General features: G+C 62.9%; 19 protein-coding genes. 6 read left to right on the forward strand and 13 right to left on the reverse strand.

The genetic code is table 11. The features are described 5' to 3' along the window. Window positions 1–30: 30 nt before the first annotated feature. A complete protein-coding gene (locus tag GTP27_RS02600) occupies window positions 31–774 on the reverse strand; it encodes a Crp/Fnr family transcriptional regulator (RefSeq protein WP_161037591.1) in 744 nt (247 codons plus the stop codon). A 108-nt stretch (window positions 775–882) separates the two neighbouring features. Between GTP27_RS02600 and GTP27_RS02605 the strand changes: the two genes are divergently transcribed. Then, on the forward strand, window positions 883–1,488 hold the full coding sequence (locus tag GTP27_RS02605) for a glycine zipper 2TM domain-containing protein (RefSeq protein WP_161037592.1): 606 nt from the start codon (window positions 883–885) through the stop codon (window positions 1,486–1,488). A 104-nt stretch (window positions 1,489–1,592) separates the two neighbouring features. Further along, on the forward strand, window positions 1,593–1,739 hold the full coding sequence (locus tag GTP27_RS02610; RefSeq protein ID WP_155434136.1) for a lmo0937 family membrane protein: 147 nt from the start codon (window positions 1,593–1,595) through the stop codon (window positions 1,737–1,739). 36 nt (window positions 1,740–1,775) lie between these two features. Here the strand turns inward: GTP27_RS02610 and GTP27_RS02615 are convergent, their stop codons facing one another. Continuing rightward, window positions 1,776–2,612, reverse strand: a complete 837-nt coding sequence (locus GTP27_RS02615) for a branched-chain amino acid aminotransferase (RefSeq protein ID WP_161037593.1) — start codon at window positions 2,610–2,612, stop codon at window positions 1,776–1,778. 160 nt (window positions 2,613–2,772) lie between these two features. Between GTP27_RS02615 and GTP27_RS02620 the strand changes: the two genes are divergently transcribed. Beyond that, window positions 2,773–4,758 carry a site-specific recombinase gene (locus GTP27_RS02620; protein WP_161037594.1) on the forward strand — a complete coding sequence of 662 codons (1,986 nt, stop codon included), beginning with the start codon at window positions 2,773–2,775 and terminating at the stop codon, window positions 4,756–4,758. Between the two features lie 2 nt (window positions 4,759–4,760). Beyond that, window positions 4,761–6,146: a cardiolipin synthase gene (gene cls, locus GTP27_RS02625; RefSeq protein WP_161037595.1), complete on the forward strand. Its 1,386-nt coding sequence runs from the start codon at window positions 4,761–4,763 to the stop codon at window positions 6,144–6,146. Between the two features lie 21 nt (window positions 6,147–6,167). Here cls and GTP27_RS02630 read toward each other — a convergent pair whose 3' ends face one another. The 3 genes from GTP27_RS02630 to GTP27_RS02640 are packed head-to-tail and all read right to left on the reverse strand — an operon-like array spanning window position 6,168 to window position 8,605. Further along, window positions 6,168–6,980 (reverse strand): metallophosphoesterase family protein, encoded by an 813-nt coding sequence (locus GTP27_RS02630; protein ID WP_161037596.1) that lies wholly within the window; start codon window positions 6,978–6,980, stop codon window positions 6,168–6,170. Window positions 6,981–6,989: 9 nt separating this feature from the next. Next, window positions 6,990–8,006, reverse strand: coding sequence for a diacylglycerol/lipid kinase family protein (locus GTP27_RS02635; RefSeq protein WP_161037597.1), 1,017 nt, complete (start codon window positions 8,004–8,006; stop codon window positions 6,990–6,992). Continuing rightward, the gene (locus GTP27_RS02640; RefSeq protein WP_229633329.1) at window positions 7,928–8,605 is read right to left on the reverse strand and encodes a phosphatase PAP2 family protein; all 678 of its coding nucleotides are present in this window, start codon (window positions 8,603–8,605) and stop codon (window positions 7,928–7,930) included. The genes GTP27_RS02635 and GTP27_RS02640 overlap by 79 nt, the downstream gene beginning before the upstream one ends. Before the next feature lie 186 nt (window positions 8,606–8,791). Between GTP27_RS02640 and GTP27_RS02645 the strand changes: the two genes are divergently transcribed. Next, the gene (locus tag GTP27_RS02645; RefSeq protein WP_161037599.1) at window positions 8,792–9,016 is read left to right on the forward strand and encodes a hypothetical protein; all 225 of its coding nucleotides are present in this window, start codon (window positions 8,792–8,794) and stop codon (window positions 9,014–9,016) included. Between the two features lie 72 nt (window positions 9,017–9,088). Here GTP27_RS02645 and GTP27_RS02650 read toward each other — a convergent pair whose 3' ends face one another. Further along, entirely contained in the window at window positions 9,089–10,162 is a 1,074-nt protein-coding gene (locus GTP27_RS02650) for an AI-2E family transporter (protein WP_161037600.1), read from the reverse strand. A gap of 84 nt (window positions 10,163–10,246) precedes the next feature. Further along, window positions 10,247–11,140 carry a LysR family transcriptional regulator gene (locus GTP27_RS02655; RefSeq protein ID WP_161037601.1) on the reverse strand — a complete coding sequence of 298 codons (894 nt, stop codon included), beginning with the start codon at window positions 11,138–11,140 and terminating at the stop codon, window positions 10,247–10,249. A 98-nt stretch (window positions 11,141–11,238) separates the two neighbouring features. Between GTP27_RS02655 and GTP27_RS02660 the strand changes: the two genes are divergently transcribed. Further along, a complete protein-coding gene (locus GTP27_RS02660; protein ID WP_161037602.1) occupies window positions 11,239–12,252 on the forward strand; it encodes a zinc-binding alcohol dehydrogenase family protein in 1,014 nt (337 codons plus the stop codon). Between the two features lie 62 nt (window positions 12,253–12,314). On the opposite strand, the gene GTP27_RS02665 is transcribed toward GTP27_RS02660, so the two are convergent. The 6 genes from GTP27_RS02665 to pbpC form a co-directional block, all read right to left on the reverse strand. After that, complete coding sequence (locus tag GTP27_RS02665; RefSeq protein WP_161037603.1) at window positions 12,315–12,821, reverse strand: hypothetical protein; 507 nt, start codon at window positions 12,819–12,821, stop codon at window positions 12,315–12,317. A gap of 84 nt (window positions 12,822–12,905) precedes the next feature. Further along, entirely contained in the window at window positions 12,906–14,102 is a 1,197-nt protein-coding gene (alaC, locus tag GTP27_RS02670) for an alanine transaminase (protein WP_161037604.1), read from the reverse strand. Window positions 14,103–14,241: 139 nt separating this feature from the next. Next, window positions 14,242–15,093 (reverse strand): EamA family transporter, encoded by an 852-nt coding sequence (locus tag GTP27_RS02675; RefSeq protein WP_161037605.1) that lies wholly within the window; start codon window positions 15,091–15,093, stop codon window positions 14,242–14,244. Window positions 15,094–15,103: 10 nt separating this feature from the next. Next, on the reverse strand, window positions 15,104–18,577 hold the full coding sequence (locus GTP27_RS02680) for a DUF748 domain-containing protein (protein ID WP_229633330.1): 3,474 nt from the start codon (window positions 18,575–18,577) through the stop codon (window positions 15,104–15,106). 63 nt (window positions 18,578–18,640) lie between these two features. Continuing rightward, window positions 18,641–19,135, reverse strand: a complete 495-nt coding sequence (locus GTP27_RS02685; protein WP_161037607.1) for a hypothetical protein — start codon at window positions 19,133–19,135, stop codon at window positions 18,641–18,643. Window positions 19,136–19,227: 92 nt separating this feature from the next. After that, complete coding sequence (gene pbpC / locus GTP27_RS02690; protein ID WP_229633332.1) at window positions 19,228–21,345, reverse strand: penicillin-binding protein 1C; 2,118 nt, start codon at window positions 21,343–21,345, stop codon at window positions 19,228–19,230. Window positions 21,346–21,381 lie beyond the last annotated feature (36 nt).

The raw sequence follows: 21,381 nt of genomic DNA on the forward strand, positions 1-21,381 counted from the left end.
CCCCGCCACCACTCTGTTGGCGTGCAGGAACTAGCGCAGCACCTGCCCTAGCCCCAGCACGCCATCATCGCGCACCAAACCATAGCAACGGCAGGAAACCTGCTCCAGCCCCCCGCCGTCGAGAATTTCGATATTGCCGCGGCTGTAACCGATCAGCTTTTTCTCCTGCAGGGCGCTGGCCGCCTTCGTTACCCCTACCCGCCGCACCCCCAGCATCTGGGCCAGCGATTCGTGGGTCAGATGAAATTTCTCCGACTGAAGACGGTCGCGTGTAATCAGCAGGGAGCGCGCCAGCCGCGCCTCCAGCATGTGAAAGCGGCTACACACGGCGATCTGTATCACCTGCGCCAGCAAGGCATCGGTATAGCGCTGCAGCAGTTGCTGCAGCACGGGCATTTCCTCGAACAGACGACCGAAGCAGGCCGCATCCACCCGTAGCAGACGCCCTGCTCGCTGCACCACGGCACGCAGTTGCACAGGCCGGTCTGGCCGTATAACGGAAGCACCGAGCATGCCTTCACGCCCCACCACGCCCACTTCCAGCATCATGCGGCCATCTGCTACGGCCAGCAGCGACACCAGCGTATCGATCGGAAAATACATGCAACCCGGCATCTGCCCCGGCTCGAATAGCGCCTGCCCTGCCTGTACCCGCACGCTGTCGCACTGGGCCAGCATCTGCGCACGTTCAGGTTCGGGCAGCGCAGCCAGCAGCAGGTTCTGCGGCAGGCGCGCTGCGCCGTGCTGTTCGTCGGTGGCGGCGTAGGTAAGCATACCAGCAGCGTAGTGGCGCAATGATGTGCTGTATGTACGCTGACGCACGGAAGCAAAAGATGTCCTAGCGGAAAATCAGCCCATCTTTCACCTTTCAAGGAGTTCATCATGGACACTCACAGCACAGCTTCCGGCAAATCCCTGCATCCCATGCTCCTCAGCGCCGCCGTTGCCGTGGTGCTGTTCTGCGGCGTGGGCAGCGCGGCCATCATGGGCTGGCTGCCCGATACCCACGCCCGCGACAGCGTAACGCTACAGGCTGCCAGCGGCGATAACGCGCCACGTCCCGCAACAGACACCGCTCCCGTGCGTTACGCTGCGGTCGATGGCACGCGTAGCGCCGCGCCCGGCCAGACTGCGGAACGGCCAGCCGCCGCCGTCTGCAATAGCTGCGGCGTGATCAGCAGCGTCCGCAGCGTCGAGCAGCGTGGCCAGGGCACAGGTGTCGGTGCCGCAGGCGGCGCCATCCTGGGCGGCCTGCTGGGCAACCAGATCGGCAGCGGCCATGGCCGCCAGCTCGCCACCGTGGCCGGCGCCGTGGGCGGTGCGGTAGCGGGCAATCAGGTCGAAGGCAATATGAAGACCACCCAGCGCTGGGAGATCACGGTGCAGATGGATAACGGTGCGCGCCGCGTGCTGCACCAGCAGGCCCAGCCGCAGTGGCGCGAAGGCGATGCCGTGCGCATCGTCAACGGCCAGTTGCGCGCTAATTAAGTACGCTAGCGTACGGACACCCACCGCTGCGCTAGAGAGAATGCAGGCAAGCGTCGCCACGGCAGCACTGCCACCGGCGGCCTCACTTGAATAAGGAGAACGCTATGCTCTACACCATTGCCGTCGTACTCATCATACTCTGGCTGCTGGGACTGGTAACGTCCTACACCATCGGTGGTTTCATCCATGTGTTGCTGGTGATCGCCATCATCATGGTGCTGCTGCGCCTGATTAACGGACGGGGGCTCTAGACTTTCCGCCCCCCCTTAGGGTGACGCGCCGCGGCCTCAGGCCAGACCGGCAAACGCCATGTAACGGGCGTGCGCCAGCGATGCCATCGGGCCTATGGCCAGCGGGCGGTTTTCATAACGGGTACATGGCGACACCTTGCCGTAGTTACCCGTATTGAAAATTTCCACCGCCGTCTCCAGCTCATCCGGCCGCACGGTACGCTCTTCCACCGCTATCCCCTCCTGTGCCAGTAAAGCGATCACACGCGCCCGCGTGATGCCGGACAGGAAAGTACCATTCGCTACCGGCGTCACCACCTTGCCCTCGGGCGTGACGAGGAACAGATTGGCCGATGCAAACTCCGCCACATTACCCAGACTGTCGCAGACCACCGCCGTATCGAAACCACGCTGCTGCGCTTCGCGTATCACTTTCGAGGAATTCGCATACAGGGCCGAAGCCTTGGCATCGGTCGGCGCCATCGAAGGATCGGGCCGGCGCAAGGCCGTCAGGCAGGCCGAAAAGCCGTGGAACTTGGGCATGGGCGCATCGAACAGCGTCAGCGCAAACGCGCTCTTGGCTGGCACCGGCACCAGCAGACCGTCGGTACCGAAGACCAGCGGGCGCACATACAATTCCGCATCGGGCGGGAACTTGGCCACGCCATCGATCACCAGCTGCTCCATTTCATCCACCGTCAGCGGACACACCAGCCCTACCCGTTCCGCCGAATTGATTACACGCTGCAAATGCAGGCGTAAGTCCGGCAGGCGGCCACGGATCGCACGGGCGCCGTCAAACACGGAAGAACCCAGCCAGACACTGTGATCCATCGCGCCAAACAGGGGCGTATTGCCCTCGGACCAGCCACCGTTGAAATAAGTCAGATACATACGCGTTCCCGATTATCTTGAAAAGAGACAATTTAGCACGGATCGGCACCCGGCCATCCGTGCCAGCCAGCCACCGCCCCTCCTTGCCTATGTTCGCTAGCGAACATACTTAGCCGGCGCAGAGAGCTAGACTGCAGCATCCCCAACCATTACCCCGACCATGCTAGAGATACTTGAACGCCTAGACGGCGATAGCGGCGACATCGGCCTGATGGTGCAGCTGGTCGCTACCCTGCGCCCGCGCCGGGCCAGCGACCATGCCAGCGCCGTGGCCAATGTACGCACGCTGTGCCAGCTACTCAGAGGCAACCCGCGCCACGCTGCCGCGCTCTACCAGTACGCCTGCAATCTGCTGCGTAGCCGCCGCCATGCCAGCCTGTACACGGAAACGGGTGTGCTGTCCAACGACGGCTTTTTCAGCGAATTCAAACGGCGCGTGTCCTACCGCATACTGCCACCGGCACTGGGCGAGGACTATCTGAGCGATGCGCTGGACCGCATCCTGCTGCGCCGCAGCGACCAGCTGTGGATAGCCGCCGTGCCGGCCGAAGACTGGCTGGCCCTGCTCGATGTGCTGTGCGCCGCCCATGCCGGTCCAGCCGAACAGCTGATGCTGCCCGGCCTGCTGGAAGCCATACGTACGCTGTCCTACCGCATCAGTGCCAGCGGCCTTGAGCCGCGCCTGACCAATTTCCACACCGAGATAGAAACCTATGAATCGCCGTTTCTCGCCCAGAACGTGGAAACACTGCGCTATCTGGACAACTACCAGCAGCGCCAGCACGATCCGGCCATGGCACCCGAGGATGGCAGCCATCTGCTGGTGATGCTGGACCAGTGCGACAGCGTCATCGCCAGCATCCGCAAGAAGGCCCTCAGTCAGGGCACCAGCATCGCCCTCACCTATCTGCTGGTAACACTGAGCCAGAGCATACAGCGCCTGCGCAAACTGCTGGCACTGGTGGAGCCGCAGCAGCGTCCGCAGCGGCGCATGGCAGCACTGGCACTGGCACAGGAACTGATCAGCGCGCACAGCAACCGCTATCGGGTGCGCGATCTGGTGCGCGACAACATCAACCTGCTGGCCCGCAACGTGACGGAGAACGCCAGCCACACGGGCGAACACTATGTGGCCGACGATCGCAGCCAGCTACGCGCCATGTTCTATTCTTCCGCCGGCGCCGGTCTGGTGATCGGCTTCATGGCGCTGTTCAAACTGCTCATGTCCGGCCTGCGCACTGCACCGCTGGTGGCGACTCTGATGTACGCCATGAACTATTCGCTGGGCTTTATGTTCATCCACCTGCTGCATTTCACTGTCGCCACCAAGCAGCCTGCCATGACGGCGTCGCACATCGCCGCAGGCTTGCACAGCAAGGATGGCCGCAACATCGACATCGACAGCATGGCCGAGCTTTGCAACAAGGTGATCCGCACCCAGAACATGGCCGTGCTGGGCAATCTGGCCACGGCGATACCGGTGGCGTGGCTGATCGCCATGAGCTGGCCTTATCTGACGGGGCAGCCGCTCGTCTCGCCCGAGAAAGCCATGCATCTGCTGCACGACATCGATCCGCTCAATGGCTATACCCTGCTGTATGCCGCCATTGCCGGTGTCTGTCTATTTCTGGCTGGTCTGATTTCGGGCTACTACGACAATCAGGCCCTGTACACGCGCTGGGCCAGCCGCGTAATGCAGCTGCGTAGACTGGAGCGACTGATCGGTGCGCCACGGCTGGCTCGCCTCGGGCACTATCTGGAAAACAATCTCGGTGGCCTGATGGGGAACTTCTACTTCGGTATCATGCTAGGCTTTATGCCCTTGCTGGGCTTTTTACTGGGCCTGCCGCTGGACATCCGCCATGTGACGTTTTCATCGGCCAACTTCGCCACGGCCATGGTAGCACTCGATCATCAGGCTAGCTGGCAGCTGGTGCTCACTTCCGTGGCCGGTTTTCTTGCCATCGGCACGGTCAACCTGCTGGTCAGCTTCGGCCTGGCCCTGTGGGTAGCGCTGCGCGCCCGTCAGGCTCACTTCCGCCACGGCTGGCAGTTGCTCGCTGCGCTGCTACGGCGCTGGCGTCAGGGACCGATCCGCTTCTTCTTCGGCAGCGCTGAAGCGGCGGCGGAACGGCAGGGAGACTGAGCATGCGGGGGCACGGACTGCTGGCACTGGCGCTGCTGTGCTGCAGCCTGTTCGGTGCCTGCGCGTCCCTGCCCCAGCTGGCGCCGGCAAGCAGTCGGGACTCCGCCAGTATGCCGGCACTGCAGCTGCAAGGGGCGCAGGGCGAACTGTCCGCCGCGCGGGCACGCGCGCTGCTGGCCAAACGCTGGCCGCAGGGCCGGCTCGATCCGGCCACGCTGGCTGCGCTGGAACAGGATGCCACCGGCGTCCCGCTGATCGTCGGCAACCGCTGCACCCTGCTGTTCGATGGTCCGCAGACCATGGGCGAAATGCTCAAAGCCATACGGGGCGCGCGTAATCACATCAATCTGGAAACCTATATCTTCGATCAGGATGAACTGGGGCTGGAATTTGCCGAAGCGCTGATGGCCAAACAGCGTCAGGGCGTCACCGTCAACATTTTGTACGACAGCGTGGGCACCCTAGGCGTGCCGGCGGAATTTTTCCAGCGCATGCGCGAGGCCGGCATACGCCTGCTGGAATTTAATCCCGTCAATCCAGCCCATCTGCGCGGTGATACCTGGCAGCTCAACCAGCGCGATCACCGCAAAGTGCTGATCGTCGATGGCCGTGTAGCCTTCACGGGCGGCATCAACATCAGCGCCAGCTATGCACGCAGTTCGCTGTTCCATTCCGGCCGCAAGCGCAATGCCGCGCGCCAGCCGGGCTGGCGCGACACCCATATCAAGGTGGAGGGGCCGGCGGTGCGGGCCTTCCAGTGGCTGTTCGTGCGCCAGTGGGCCACGCAGGATAGTCAGGATCTGCCCGACGCCGATTACTTCCCGCCCGCCGCCAACGCGGGCGACAAGCTGGTGCGCGTGCTGGGCAGCGATAGCGACGATCCCTTTGATATCTACAAAGCCTATCAGCTGGCCTTCCAGCAGGCGCGCACCAGCATCCACCTCACTTCCGCGTATTTCGTGCCGGACCCGCAGACTATCGCTGCGCTGACTGCTGCCGCGCGGCGCGGGGTGGACGTGCGGATCATCCTGCCCGGCGTATCCGACAGCGGGCTGGTGTTCTACGCCGGCCACGCCTATTACGACCAGCTGCTCGATAGCGGCGTCAAAATCTACCACCTCAAGCTCAGCGTGCTGCATGCCAAAACCGCCGTGATCGACGGCCTGTGGTCTACCGTGGGGTCGACCAATATCGATACCCGCAGCTTTATGCACAACAGCGAGCTCAATGTGGTGGTGCTGGGGGCGGAATTCGGCCAGCAGATGGAAGCGGCATTTCAGGAGGACTTGCGCAATTCCGGCGAGATCACCCGCGCCGCATGGCAGCAGCGTCCGTGGCTGGACCGCCTGCGCGAGTGGGCCGCCAGCCTGATGCACTACTGGCTGTAGCGGCGCCAGTCCGGTCAGCCGCTACACCTGCTCGGTCCACACGCCTGCGCTGCGGCGGAAGTATTCGCTCTGGCTGGGCGCGAAGCTGGCACTGGCAGCATGCCAGCTATAGCGTTCCACCTGCACGCGGTCGTGCGCCACACGCAATACATTGAAACTGTTGTTCTCGCCCCGCGCGCGGGTGGAGGTGGCGGTACCGGCTTGCACCATCAGCGCTGCATAGCCGCTGATCTCGTAGCGCTGCGCCGTGTTGTGCGCGTGGCTCACATGCAGATGTCCGGCCAGCAGCAAGTCCACGCCGCAGTTGGCGAATGCCTGCATGGCCAGCGGCGCGCGGTTGACCAGATCCTTGCGGTCATAGTCGTCCGGCATATCGAACGGATGATGGGTCACCACGATGCGCGTCAGATGGGGGTCGACTGCACGCATGCGCTGATGGATCTGGTCTATCTGCTGGCGGTTGATGCGGCCATCCTTGATGGTGAGCGAGCGCGCCGTATTAATCCCCAGCACGGCGATCTCGTCATCGACATACTCGGGCATCAGGTCCAGCGTGACGTAGCGCGTGTATAGCCGCAGCGGGGTGAGGAAGCGGCTCGCCAGGTTATACAGCGGAATGTCGTGATTGCCGGGCACCACGATCTGCGGTCCCGGCAGCGTATCGAGAAAAGCGCGCGCCGCCTGGAATTCTGCCGTGCGGGCACGCTGGGTCAGATCGCCCGACACCACCAGCACATCGGGCGCCAGCGCTGCCACAGCACGCTGCAAAGGCGCCAGCAAAGCCTGATCGACGCGGCCAAAATGCAGATCGGATAAATGAACGATGGTACGCATGGCGGCCTCTCAGCGGGGAACGATTACCTGCAGCGCGGCAGGCAGCGAACGGTATTGCAGGGGCGGCTTCATGCGCGTCACTTCACCGTCCGTGGCCACGCGCAGGTGGCGCCGCCGGGTGGCAATCGACAGCGCCGTGGTCTGCAGCACGTCGAAGTCGCGCGCATGGGCCAGCTGGCCAAACAGCAGATGCAGAGCATAGCGCAGCAGTGCCAGACGGGTGGGCCGCTGCGCCACGTACAGGCACAGGTGGCCGCTATCGAGGCGGCTGCGGCGGCCAGTGGCAAGACCTTGCTGGTATTCGTTATTGCCGATGAAAATAAACGGCGTGCGGCGGGTGTGCTGCATGCCGTCTATGGTCAGCTGCAGCGACAGGAAAGGAAAGCGCCGCAGCGCGGCAAATACGGCACGGCCAAACGCCGGCCATTTGCTGCGGCCGAAACGGCGCTGCTGCTGTTCGCGGTCGCGCACGATATCGGGATAAATGCCGAGGCTGGAATTATTCAGGAAGATGCGGCCATTGACTTCGCCCACATCCACCTGCACCACCTGCCCCTGCACGACGTTGGCGATAGCCTGTTCGAGTTCGAGCGGAATGTGCATATCGCGTGCGAAGTGATTGAGCGTACCTAGCGGCAGCACGCCCAGCCGCGTGCGGCTGCCGACCAGTGCCGATGCGACGGCATTGATGGTGCCGTCACCGCCACCGGCCACCACGGTGCCCACGCCGGCCGCCACGGCCTGCTGGGCGCGGTCCACCAGCTCTGCGCCGCTATGCACGAGCTGCACGTCCGCGCTCTGGCCGTGCTGGCGGAAATGCTGCGCCAGTGCGGCGACTCGCTGCGCATCGGAACCGGTACCGGCTCCGGCATTGATCAGGACGACGATACGTTCCAGCTTGTTCTCCTCCACCCTGCTGCCTGCGCCGCTTGCGGCGTGGCGGCCATTTAATTTGCCAGTGCGCGCTGCTGCGCCTCGCGCCTGCGGCGCAAGGTTGACATCGCCGTGATCCAGATCGCCAGCCATGCCACGCTTTCCGCCATCGCTGCCAGCACATCGCTCAGATAGTGCGCGCCCAGATACATGCGGCTGAGCGCCACCAGCAGCACCATGCCGACGCTGAGCAGCACCGCCAGCAAGCGCGCATGCCATTCTGGCCGCACCATCACAAGATAAGATGCCAGCAAGCCCCAGTAGATGGTGGCGGCGGCGGTATGGCCACTAGGGAAACTATACGTCAATAAGGACACCAGCGGCTGCTCGAACACGGGACGGGGCCGCTGAATCAGGTATTTGATCGCCACATTCAGGATAGCGCCGGTAGGCGTGGCCACCAGCAGCGCCAGCATCCAGTAGCGCGCCTTGATCCGCCAGAAATAGTAAGCGAGCGCCAGCACCATCAGCACCATGGGCGCGCCCGTATGGAGGTAGGACACCAGCCGCATGAAGCCAGTCAGCGGCTCGAACGCGTGGCGATGAAACCAGTCGGCCACCTGCTGGTCCAGCACAGTGATGCCGGCCTGCCCCACCACCGCCTCTGCCAGTTCGTGCAAAACCGCCATCGCCAGCGCTAGCAGGGCCACGCCCGCCGTCAGATGCAGGCCGAATTCTCCCCCCGGCGACAACCTTGCCTCAATGAAACGTACTGATTTGCTGAAAATTTGGTGCGCCAACGCTGCTTCCCGTTCAAGTTGGTGGAAAAACCACAAAAAAGCGAATTTACTGTTTATTTACACAGTACCTGTTTATTCATACAGTAGTTATGCTATTCTGAACTCCTCGATCAACACAACGCATTCAAAGGAAACGACATGACTACATTGAATAGCAGCTTTGGTTCCCGCTTCGGTATGGAATACTTGCCGACTTCCTTCATGGTACGCATGGGTAAACGCGAATTGCTGGTGTGCCGTGACTTCCGCAAGCGCTACTACGCGGTCAATCCCATCCTCGAGTGCGACACCGGCGTGCAGCCTGGCCACCTCGAAGTGCTGGTATTCGGCCGCTGGCTGCTGATACTGTCGAAAGCGCACTAATGTTTGCCGGCGCCAGTTGTCCCGCCCAGTCGCCCGATCTGCCTGCCGATGCGGCAGCCTCGCGGGCGCTCCTCACCTGGGTGTGGCAACTGGCCTACCGTCATCAAACAGATTGGCCTCGTACCACAGCGTCACAAACAGCACCATTACCACCGGGCCGATAAACAGGCCCACCAGTCCCAGCGTTTCCACCCCGCCCAGTATGCCAAACAGCACGGCGAGGAAAGGCAGACGGGTAGCATTGCCTATCATGCCGGGCCGCACAAAGTGGTCGGCCACGAATAGCACGATGCTACCCCACACGGCCACAGCGATGGCGCCGGCTACTGTCCCCTGACTGGCCAGCACTGCGGCCGCGCTGAGGAAGGCGATGGGTGCGCCGAACGGAATAATGGCCAGTATGCCGGTGACGAAGCCCCACACAGCGGCCGAATGCAGCCCGGCCAGCGCATAGCCTATGCCGATCAGCACGCCTTCGCTCAGCCCCACCAGCACCAGTCCGTTGACGGTGGCACGGATGGCGGTCGGCACTTTGGCGGAGAAATGGGCCCAGCGTTGTTCGCTCACGCAATGGCTGCCGATGGCATGGATCTGGCGGCTCAGGGCAGCGCCATCTTTGTAGAAGAAGAACAGGCACAGGAAAGCCAGAGCGAAGTCCATCATCCGGTGCATGAAACCGGCGCCGACCACTTTGATCATGTCGCTGGCCGAGTGCAGGCCATTGATTTCGTGCTCGGACAGCAGATGGGCCAGCCCGTGCGGCTGGCTCAGCGTGGCCTGCCACCAGTTCGTCACCCAGTCAGCCACCATCGGCAAGCTCTGCACGAAGGCAGGCACCGGCATGCCTTCCGTATTGGCCTTGACGATAAAGCTGGCCAGTTCCGGCGCCTGTTTCGCGGCCTGCGTCACGCCCAGCGCCAGCGGCACCACGAACACGGCCAGCATCAGCAGAGTCAGCACGGCTGCGGCCAGCACAGCGCGCCCGCCCATGCGCGCCTGCAGACGCAGATACAGCGGCCACGTCGCTACGCACAGGATGCCGGCCCAGATCAGCGGCAGGAAGAAGCGGTGCATCACGAACGCGGCCAGTGCTATCAGAATCAGCGAAAAGCCGGCACTCAGAATATCGCGCTGGGTTTCAGTCATCGGAAGTTCTCCAGATAAATAATCCGGCTATGTTAAGCGTATTTCCGCCACAAACGTGCTTTACGCTGCCGATTTAATAACTTTCTAAGCCTGGCTACAGCGTTCGCGCAGGAAATCACGCAGTTGCAGCACGGTAGGCGTAATGTGCTGCCGGTGCATGCACAGCATATTCAGCGGCGCCGCTTCGCCCAGTATGTCCGGCAGCAGCACGCGCAGGCGACCGGTGCGGATATCATCGGCCAGATCCAGCCGCGATTTATAGGCGATGCCCAGACCGGCCACCGCCCAGCGCCGCACCACGTCCGCATCATCGGCACTGCGGTTGCCCTGCACATGCCATTGCTGCAGTTCGCCGCCCACATGGAATTGCCAGCGGTCGTGGATCACTTCCTCCACCATGAAGCGCAGGCAATTGTGCTGCAGCAGTGCCTGCGGCGAGGTCAGCGCCCCATACCGTTCCAGATAGGCTGGCGCTGCCACCAGCACGCGGCGGTTACCGGGCGCCAGCGGCAAAGCCACCAGACTGGAATCATCAAGCCGGCCATAGCGGATAGCCAGATCCACCGGCTGCCGGTACAGATCGGACACCCGGTCGCTCACGCTGAGCTGGAAACTGACGCGCGGATAGCGGGTCTGAAATTCATCGAGCCAGTGCATCAGGTAGTTACGCCCCAGATCGGACGGCATGGCGATCTTGAGCAGACCACCGGGCGTTTCCTGCCCCTGCTGCAAGGCTTCCTGACCTTCCTGCAGCAGCCGCAGGGCCTCGCGCGCATGACGCAGATAGTTTTCGCCTTCTTCCGTCAGGCGCAAGGAGCGCGTGGTACGGGCGAACAGACGCCAGCCCAGCACGCTTTCCAGCCGCTTCAGCGCCGCACTGGCCAGCGCAGGAGAAATCGACAACTGGCGCGCCGCAGCCGACAGACTGCCGCTATCGGCCGTGCGCACAAACACGGTCAGATCATCTAGCCTCAGCAATTTTCAAAATTCCTTTGAAAGTATTTCATCGAACTCCATCTTTTTCAAAGATTCATAATAAATCATCATACGCCCATACCTTAATCAAAGGAACTGTCATGAAAGCTGTTGCCTACCGCAAGTCCCTGCCTATCCACGATACCGACGCCCTGATCGATGTCGAACTACCCGATCCCGTCGCACAGGGACGCGATCTGTTAGTCGAAGTGCGTGCCGTCTCGGTCAATCCCGTCGATGTGAAAATCCGCCGCAACGTAGCCCCCGCCGAAGGCAGCGAGAAAGTCATCGGCTGGGATGCTGCCGGCATCGTGCGCGCCGTCGGCCCCGATGTCACCCTGTTCAAACCCGGCGATCAGGTCTGGTATGCGGGCGATCTGACCCGCCCCGGCACCAATAGCGCATTGCATCTGGTGGACGAACGCATCGCCGGCCACAAACCGGTCAATCTGGATTTCGCCCAGGCCGCTGCCCTGCCCCTGACCGCCATCACGGCGTGGGAACTACTGTTCGAACGGCTGGAAGTGAGCCGCGACAAAGGCCAGAGCGGCAAATCGCTGCTGGTGGTGGGCGCGGCAGGTGGCGTAGGTTCCATCCTCGTGCAGCTGGCGCGCCAGTTGACGGGGCTGACGATCATCGCGACGGCATCGCGCCCCGAGACAGCGGACTGGGTACGCACACTGGGCGCCCATCATGTGATCGATCACAGCAAGCCGCTGCATGAGGAAATTGCGCGCCTCGGTCTGCCGCCCGTCACTTACGTGGCCAGCCTGAACCAGACCGACCTGCACTGGAACGCAATCGCGGAACTGGTAGCGCCGCAGGGCAAGGTGGCGCTGATCGATGATCCGGCCAGCCTCGATATCCGTCTGCTCAAACGAAAAAGTGTCTCGCTGCACTGGGAATTCATGTTCACCCGCTCGATGTTCCAGACTAGCGACATGATCGCCCAGCACCGCCTGCTCAACGACGTGGCAAAACTGGTGGAAACGGGCGTGTTGCACACTACGCTGACGGAAATCTTCGGCACCATCAACGCGGAAAATCTGAAACGCGCCCACGCGCTGATCGAGAGTAACCGCGCGCGCGGCAAAATAGTACTGCAGGCAGAGTGAATGCCTGCTTGCGTGCGCCGGCCATGCTGCGCCGGCAGCGGCGAGTTGGCGCAGGCTGCTGCCTAGGCCTGCACGCTTTGCGCACGCAGGCGGGCCAGTACGGCGGCGTCATGTTCGGCCAGCACATCCAGCACGGCGCTGGCCGATACGCAGCAATGATCAAGTAAGGCCATCAGCGCAGCCTGCCGCCGCTGCAGGCCGCGCGAACGGTAACCGAACTGATTGAACATGCGTTCTACTTCGATGCAGTCGGCGCGCAAGGCCCACAGCATATCGCGCGTAGCCGCCATTTCGCTACGCAGCGCATGATCGACGTCGAGCATTTCCAGCTGTGCCTTAGGATCAGCGCCGAATGCGCGGATGGCATGCTTCCACCGGTCCAGCTTCTGCACAATGCGGCGCAGACGGGTGATCTTGCCATCGAGAGTGACGCAGTGCCGCCAGCACAGGCAGCTCAAAGGCAGAATCGCCAGTAGCTGCGGCAGCAACTGACGCACAAACCAGCGTTCCAGCTGTCGCCCCAGCGCCTGCAGACGCTGCACACAGATCTGAAGAGTTGAAGTTGACATAGTCGCCGCTCCGGTTGCCTAACTTCGTCACCATAGCCGCCGCATCAAAGACCGGATTTGATGCGGCGTAAATTTGCTGCAGAATTATTCAGGCTTACGCAGCATCGCCTTAATGCCTCGCAGTCCCTGCCGGATGCGCGCCTCGTTTTCGATCAGAGCAAACCGCACATAGCCGTCGCCGTACTCGCCAAAACCGATGCCGGGGGAGACGCAAACCTTGGCCTCGGCCAGCAGCAGTTTGGAGAATTCCAGCGAGCCCATATGGCGGTAGGCTTCCGGTATCGGCGCCCAGATATACATCGACGCTTTCGGCTTCTCCACTTGCCAGCCCGCTTCGCACAGGCCTTTATGCAGCACGTCGCGGCGGCTCTGGTACATGGCGCAGATATCGCTCACGCATTGCTGATCGCCTTCCAGCGCCGCAATCGCCGCCACCTGCACCGGCGTAAAGCTGCCGTAATCGTGATAGCTCTTGATACGGGCCAGCGCCGCCACCAGCTCGCGGTTGCCCACCATGAAGCCGATGCGCCAGCCTGCCATGTTGTAGCTCTTGGACAGCGTGAAGAACTCCACCGCCACCTCGCGCGCACCGGGCACCTGCATGATGGATGGCGCTTTCCAGCCATCGAAGCTGATATCGGCATAGGCCAGATCGTGCACCACCAGTATGTTGTGCTGCCTGGCCAGCGCTACCACCCGTTCGAAGAAATCCAGCTCCACGCACTGCGCAGTAGGATTCGACGGGAAGCCCAGTATCATCATCTTCGGCTTGGGATAGCTCTCGCGTACGGCGCGTTCCAGCTCGTCGAAGAAATCCACGCCGGGCGTCATGCGCACGGAACGGATATTGGCACCGGCGATCACCGCACCCCAGATGTGTATCGGGTAGCTGGGATTGGGCACCAGTACCGTGTCGCCCTGATCGAGCGTGGCCAGCATCAGGTGCGCCAGCCCTTCCTTGGAGCCGATGGTGACGATGGCTTCGCTATCGGGATCGAAATCCACAGCGTAGCGGCGCTGGTACCACTTGGTGATGGCACGGCGCAGCCGGGGTATGCCTTTGGAGGCAGAATAGCCATGGGTATCGGGACGTTTGACGGTATCGATCAGTTTCTCGACGATGTGGGACGGTGTCGCACCATCGGGATTACCCATCGACATATCGATAATGTCTTCGCCACGACGGCGCGCCGCCAGTTTCAGTTCGGCGGTGACATTGAAAACGTAAGGGGGAAGGCGGTCTATGCGCGCAAAGCTGCGCGACGGATTGGTATCAGTCATGGAGTTCTCACGTAAGCGCCCGGAACCGTCCGAGCGACGCTGATGCAAGTGCATCGGCATCCATACTAGCCCACGCGCACGCCTGCTGGAAAGCATCACGCCGCAGAATTAGCACGCAGCGCGAAGCATTTGTTCCGTCTCAGGAGAGCGTAGTCAATACCGAAGCGCCCACCATGCTGGCAATGGCCAGCCACTGTATCGCGCTCAGACTTTCGCCCAGCACCAGCATGCCGGCCAGTGCGCTCAAAGCCGGAGCCGCGCTGCTGAACATGCTGAAGGTGCGCTTGGACAGACGCCGCATGGACAGCATCTCCAGCGTGTAGGGCAAGGCGCTGCACATCAGCGCTATCGCCAGGCCGATGGCCAGATAGGACGGCGTCAGCAGCTTGCTGCCGCCATACCACGCGCCGATAGGCACGATGAATACGGAAGCCGCCAGCATGGCCCAAGCCACCGACTGCCCGCCGTGCATCACCGAAACGCGCTTGCCGAACACGATGTACAGCGCCCAGCACACGGCGGCACCGGCGGCATAAGCCACGCCCACCGGATCGAGCTGGTTGGCACCGGCATGGATGGGCAGCAGAAAGTACAGTCCCACGGCAGCCAGTGCCACCGCCACCAGATCGCGCGGGCGGCGCGAGGACAGCACCGCCACCGTCAGCGGTCCCGCCACTTCGATCGCCACGGCAATGCCGAGCGGAATACGGCTGAACGAGCGATAGATCAGCAGATTCATCAGGCCGATCACACTGCCGTAGATCGCTACGTTGACGGCCTGCGCCAGCGTCAGCGGCGTGCGCCACGGACGGAACACGGCGAGCATCATGATGGCGGCTATCCCCACGCGGTACGAGGCCACGCCTTCCACGCCGATCAGCGGGAACAGATGCTTGGCAATGGCCGCGCCCAGATTGAGCGAAATCTGGCTGGCCAGCAGCGCGCTGCCAGCCAGCAGCGCATTGCTGGCGTATCTGGAACTATCAGTCATATTGTTTAGATTATTTAGCCGACAGTTCCAGTTTCAGCGGCAGCGCATCGCCGCTGGCTACTTCGACCGCCTGTGGAGCGGCTGCCTGTGCTGCATCCGCTGCCACCCCCTCTTCCTTCAGGGCCGCCAGTATCACGGCTGCGCGCTGCGTGCCCAGCTGGCGCAAGGCATCCGCCGGCAAGGCTTGCTGCTGTTCCAGCCGCTGCTGCAATTGCTGGTAGAAGGCGCTGGCGTCTGCCACCTGCGGCTCGCCCTGCACCAGCTTGGCCATACGCTGCAACACTGGCAGCTTCTGCGCTGCACCAGCATCACCCTGAGCGCCGTTGGCCGGATTGCCTGCCGCCGCTTCGGCCGCTTTCTTCTGCTGCTCCAGCGCAGCTGCGCCAAAGCGCTCGCCGTACAGATCGCGCAAGGCCATGCGCACTTTGCGCTGGCCGATATCGAGTGGCCCCGCCGGTTCGTCCGCCGCCAGCGTTACACCAGCCTTTTGCAGCACCGTGCGGCGCACAGCCTGCTGGCGCAGCGCAGCGCCATCGAGCGCCTCGCCATACTGGCCCGGCACCGCCAGATGCAGCTGCGGCTTCTTCGCCAGGATCTGCGCCACCTGCTTGAGCTTCTCGCGCTCCGGTGGCGCCAGCCTGGCGCTGCCCGCATCGAAGCTGACGGCTTCCAGCTGATCGCCACTGATAGCAAACAGGCTGCCGAGCGCACGGAACGGCGACGTGACGATCTTGCTGAAAATATTGCCGATAGCCTTCCACACCACCGCGCCATAGCTGAACTGGGGATCGTTCAGATTGCCCGATACCGGCACACCCAGCTCGATGCGGCCATTGCTGTCCTTGAGGATGGCCAGCGCCAGCTCGAGCGGCAGCTTGAGTGCATCGGGGCTATCGATACGTTCGCCCAGCGTCAGCTTGTCGAGCACAATCTGGTTGCTGCCCTCCAGCTGGCCGTGGCGCACTTTGTATTGCAGGTCCAGCGAGATCTTGCCCTCGGCAATGCGGTAGCCGGCGAACTTCATGCTGTAAGGCGAGGCGGACACCATATCCACGTTCTTGAAGATCACGCTCAGATCGGTGTTATCAGCCAGCACAAAGGGATTGAGCTTGCCGCGGATACGGGTCGAACCATATTCGTCCACCCGTCCATCGATTTCCACCTGACTGCTGGCGTCGGCGCGCGACGACAGGCCGGTAATCACCCCGTTCAACTCATACATTTTTGCGCTGAACTGGGGCCGCAGGCTCAGATCGGTGAAGGCCAGTTTGGCGTTCTGCAAACGCAGCCGGCGTATCTTCACGGGGAATGGTGTGGCAGCAGGTGCCGCTGCGGAAGCCGAAGTCGCGGCAGGAATAGCAGCCGGCGCAGGCTGCGGCACCAGCAGGCGCGCCGCATTGAAGCTGCGGTCGTTCTCGATAATCAGGGTAGCATCCGGCTCCACCAGACGCAGTTCGCCGATATCGAGCAGATCAGGTTTCAGGCCTACCGACAGCTTCTCCGCGCGCAGCTGCTTCCAGTGCGCAAAGCGATCGCCATCATCCTCGTTCAGCACCAGCTCATCAAAATCGAGCCCGCCGTCATAGCGCAGTGCCGGGTCTTTAGCCGTACCGGCGCCCACATGCAGATGGCCTTGCGTAGAGATCGCGCCGCTACCGATTTTAAGGCGCAGATACTTCGCCAGCAAAGGCTGCACCGGCGCAATCGCCAGCTTGTTCAGTTTAAGATCGGCCTCCACCGCCGCACTGGCTGGCACCACTTTGCCCTGTGCCTGCAACTGTCCGCCTTCGCGCAAGGCCAGCGCGCCGTCAAAGCTCACCGCCTTGCCCAGATCGGTGCTGACATCATTGAGCGCCAGACGAAAATCCTGCAAGTTAGCCTTGATGCCTGTCGCCGCATCGTCATAGCGCGCGCCAAAGCGGTTCAATTCCACGCGCTTGATGCTGGTCGCCCATGCCGGTGCGGCTGCCGTTTTGCCGCTGCTGCGGGCACCGGCCGGCACGGCAGCTTGCGGCTGGCCAGATGCCGGCTCGCTGTGCGGCAGCGCCTGCAGGAACATGAACTGCCCCTTGCTATCACGCGACAGATCGAGCTGGCCGCCATCGAAGGCCAGCTTGCCTACGCTGGCACGCCTGGCCGCCAGATCGATCACAGCCTGATCCAGCGCCAGACGGCTTAGTTTGAACGGTGTCTGCGCCCCGCTTTGCAGTTGCAGCTTATCGAGCGACAGGCGGCCATCTTCCAGTTGCAGCTGCAAGCCCTGCTTGCCGGTCTGCGCCTGCAGGTTCAGATGCAGGGCAAACTGGTCGGCGTTGACCTTCAGTGCAGGCTTGACGCTTTCATCGAGCGCGCTCAATGCCACACCATCTATATCGAACTGCTTCAGATGCACCTTCCAGCCCGCAGCGGCGGGGGCTGGAGCAGCTCGGGCAGACGATGGCGTCTTCCCGCTCGCCGGCGCTGCGACAGGCGCGGAAGGCACGGCCAGTCCCGCCAGATCGAGCATGCCGCGCGCATCACGCCGCAGCGACAGCGCACCGCCATGCAGGCCTATGCCGCCGACGGCAACCGTCTGCTTGGCCAGATCAAGATCCACGCCGGTGATGTCGAACTTCTGCACGCGGGCAAACGGCGCTGCAGCGCCCTGCTGGTGCAGCGCCAGTTCTGCCAGCCCCAGACTGGCGCCATGCAGGCCAGCCTCCACCTGCCCGTCGTGATAGCGGAACTGGTAAGGCAGCGTAGCCGACAGGCGGCCTGCGGCAACGCTCATGCGCACAAATGGTTTCAGATAGCTGGACAGACCAGCCAGCGCCACATTCTCCAGCGCCAGCTCGCCGCTGGCACTGATAGGATTGAGCGCGGCCTTGCCCTTCCAGCGCAGCTTGCCGCCCTGCGCCGCATCGGCGCTCAGGGTGTAGTCGCCGTTATCGTCAGGCAGCGTGCTCAGATTATTCAGGGTGAAATCGATGGGCGCAAAGGTATCGCGATAGCCGGCGTGACGGTCCTGCACCGCCACCTTGCCCTGCTCCAGCGTGAAATGCCCCACCACCAGACGCGGCATGCCGCTATCCGGCTCGTCCTTCTTATGCTTGTCCAGCGTGGCAAGCAGTTGCGCAATATTGAAGGTGCCGTCAGGCGCGATGGCCAGTTGCAGATTCGGCCCCACCAGCCGGATATCGCCCAGACACCAGGCGCGGCGCAGCAGCGAGCGCCACTGCAGTTCCACCTCCAGCTGATCGAGGCTGAACAAGGGCGCGCCATCGGTTTCCGTCAGCGCCAGCTGCTGCATGGACAGGCGCAGCGTGAAAGGATTAAAGCGCACATCGGCCACGCTGGCCTTGCGTTCCAGTTCGCCAGCCACCAGTGACGGCAACTCGCTCTTGATCAGCTTAGGCAACAGCCAGCCGCCGGCCAGCGCATACAGGCCCAGCGCACCGGCCACCCCAGCGCCCCAGCGCTGCCAGCGTTGTTTAAAGACTTGCAAAACCATCCCCAGAAGTAGCTACTAACCAATAGTATAGCAAGCACAACAATGGAAACAGCGCGATCAGTTCCTGAACAGGCTGCAATACGCGCCATTATCTTCGATGTTGGCACCGGCTTTGCCATCGGCACCCACCAGCTTGATCCAGCCGTCCGGCTTGTTCGGCGTGGGGCGCTTGCCGCAGTTGGTATGCACCCAGTGGATGCCCGTACCGCCGTGCGTGTACAGCTGTCCGCACACGGCCACCCGGTCATTCACCTGTATCTGCTGGAGCGAGGCAGGAATGCTGTGCTGCTCGGGATTAAAGCCCTGAGCAAAAACATTATCGATGGCGACGTCATAAACCTGTCCGTCCTGCTCGGCTTTCATCTTCAGGTGGGTGTGCGACAGTTCCACGCCCTTGCGGTACTGGCCATGGGCGAATTTCGGCCCCTTCACGATCACGCCGCTACGATAGGTGCCGGCAGCAGCCGCACACTGGGCCGCGTCATCGGCCGCCAAGACGAGGTGATTGGCGCCTAAGCCCAGCAGGGCCATACTCAGGAGTAGTCGTTGCATAATCAAGTCCGTGGTCAGGTTTGTGACTGACATTGTGCAGCCATACACCCGAACTGACAACAGCGAACTTGATGTGGTGCAGATGTCCGGCATCAGTGTCCGGATGGCGCAGCGGCGCCGGCAGGGTCGCTACCCCGCACCTGAAAACGGGTGCTGGCCACCACCCGTGCGGCACTGTCAACCAGCGCCAGCGCATGCTGGCCCGGCGTGGGGTGCCATGCATAGGCGCTGCCGGCTTGCCCCAGTTCCGTGCCGTCCAGCTGCCAGCTCAGGCCTTTGCCTGCCTGCGCCTGAAAAAACACCCGCTGCACCGCCTCCGGCATGTCCGGATCGATGGCGATGATCGTCGATTCCGCCGGATAGATAATTGTCGGCACACGCTGGGCTTGCGTCACCAGCGTGACAACTGCGCTTCCCGTGCCCGCCATGAACCACTCGCTGCGCGGATTTTCCAGCGCCGGCTGGTAGCTGATCTGGCGTGATTGCACGCCTGCCGGCACGGCCGGAGCACGGCCCGGCTGCTGGCGGTGCAGATAATCCATCACATCGCGCCATGCGGGCGCCGCGCCCGTCACGCCGGATACATCCCACATGGGCTGGCCATCGAAATTGCCGACCCAGACGCCTACCGTGTAGCGGTCGCTATAACCTATGCACCAGTTATCGCGCATATCCTTGCTGGTGCCGGTCTTAACGGCGCTCCAGAAGCCGGTGGCCAGTTCGTTCTTCAGGCCGAAGGTCACGCTGCGCGCAGCACGGTCGGACAGAATATCGCTGACGATGAAACTGGCGGCGGCATCAAGCACGCGGCGCGGCGCGGGCAACTGGGCCGATGCCGTCAGCTTCACGCCGCTATACAGGCCGCCATTGGCCAGCACGCGGTAGGCATTGGTCAGTTCCAGCAGGCTCACTTCGGCCGAGCCCAGCGCCAGCGAATAGCCATAATAGTCGGGCGGCTCCGTCAGGCTGCTCAGGCCCACCTGCTGCAACCGGCTATGGAAGCGTTCCAGCCCCGTCATCACCAGCGTGCGCACTGCCGGCACGTTGAGCGAGCTGGCCAGACTGGTGCGCACACTCACCTGCCCTTTGAACTGCTTGTCGTAATTCTGCGGCACATACAGGCCGGTGGGCGTGGCGATGTCGATGGCACTGTCGTCTATCACCGAGGCGGCCGTCAGCAGCCTGCGTTCCAGCGCCAGCTGGTAGAGAAACGGCTTCAGCGTCGAACCGGCCTGCCGCAGTGCGGTGACGCCGTCTATCTCGGAACCGCCGGCATTGGCCACATAAGCCAGTATTTCGCCGCTGGCATTGTCGAGTACCAGCACCGCACCATCGCCGACATTGCGCTCGCGCAGCGCCATCAGCTGCTGGCGCAAGGCTGTCTGGGCAAATAGCTGCAGCTGGCCGTCGAGCGTGCTGCGCACATTCTGCCCGCTGCGGCCAAGCAGCTGCTGCGCTACCTGCGGCGCGGGCGTCAGCTCCTGCGCTATCTGCGGCTTGCCCATGGCGACCAGCGTACGCAACTCGATTTCGCTACAGGTGGCCGGCGCGCGCAACTCGCGCGACAGGGCGCAGGCACGCTGCCACACCATCGCCGGCGCGGCATTCGGCGCGCGCAGCAGACTGGCCAGTATCATCGATTCCGTCAGCGTCAGGCCGGACGGCACCTTGCCGAACAGGCCGCGCGCGGCCGCCCCCACGCCTTGCAGCTCGCCGCGGAAGGACACCAGATTCAGATAGGCCTCCAGTATCTGCTGCTTGCTCCAGCTGGCATCGAGCGCGCGCGCGGCCTGCACCTGATCCCATTTCTGCGCCCAGCTGCGCCCCTGCTTTGCCGCCTGCAGGCGCGGATCGAGCAAGGCAGCCAGCTGCATGGTAATGGTGGAGGCGCCGCGCGGGCGGCTGCGGAACAGGTTATCCCACGCCGCCTTGCCGGCGGCGCTCCAGTCCACGCCTTCGTGCTGATAGAAACGCTGGTCCTCGGCCTGCAGCACGGCGGCCGGCAACGCTGGCGAAATATCGCCCAAGGCCACCCATGGTGCGCGCCGTCCCTGCATATCGATGCGCAGCGCTTGCAGCGCCACGCCATGCCGGTCCAGCAATTGCGCTTCCGAGGCGCGATAGTCGCGCCTGACCTGTTCCGCCGTGGCCACCTCTGCTCTGGCAGCAGGCACAGACAGCGCGGCCCAGGCCAGCGTCGCTAGCAGCATCGCGCGCAGCACCGGTGACGCCCTGCCATATGGGCC

This window comes from Duganella qianjiadongensis, assembly GCF_009857915.1.
GTDB lineage: Bacteria > Pseudomonadota > Gammaproteobacteria > Burkholderiales > Burkholderiaceae_D > Rugamonas > Rugamonas qianjiadongensis.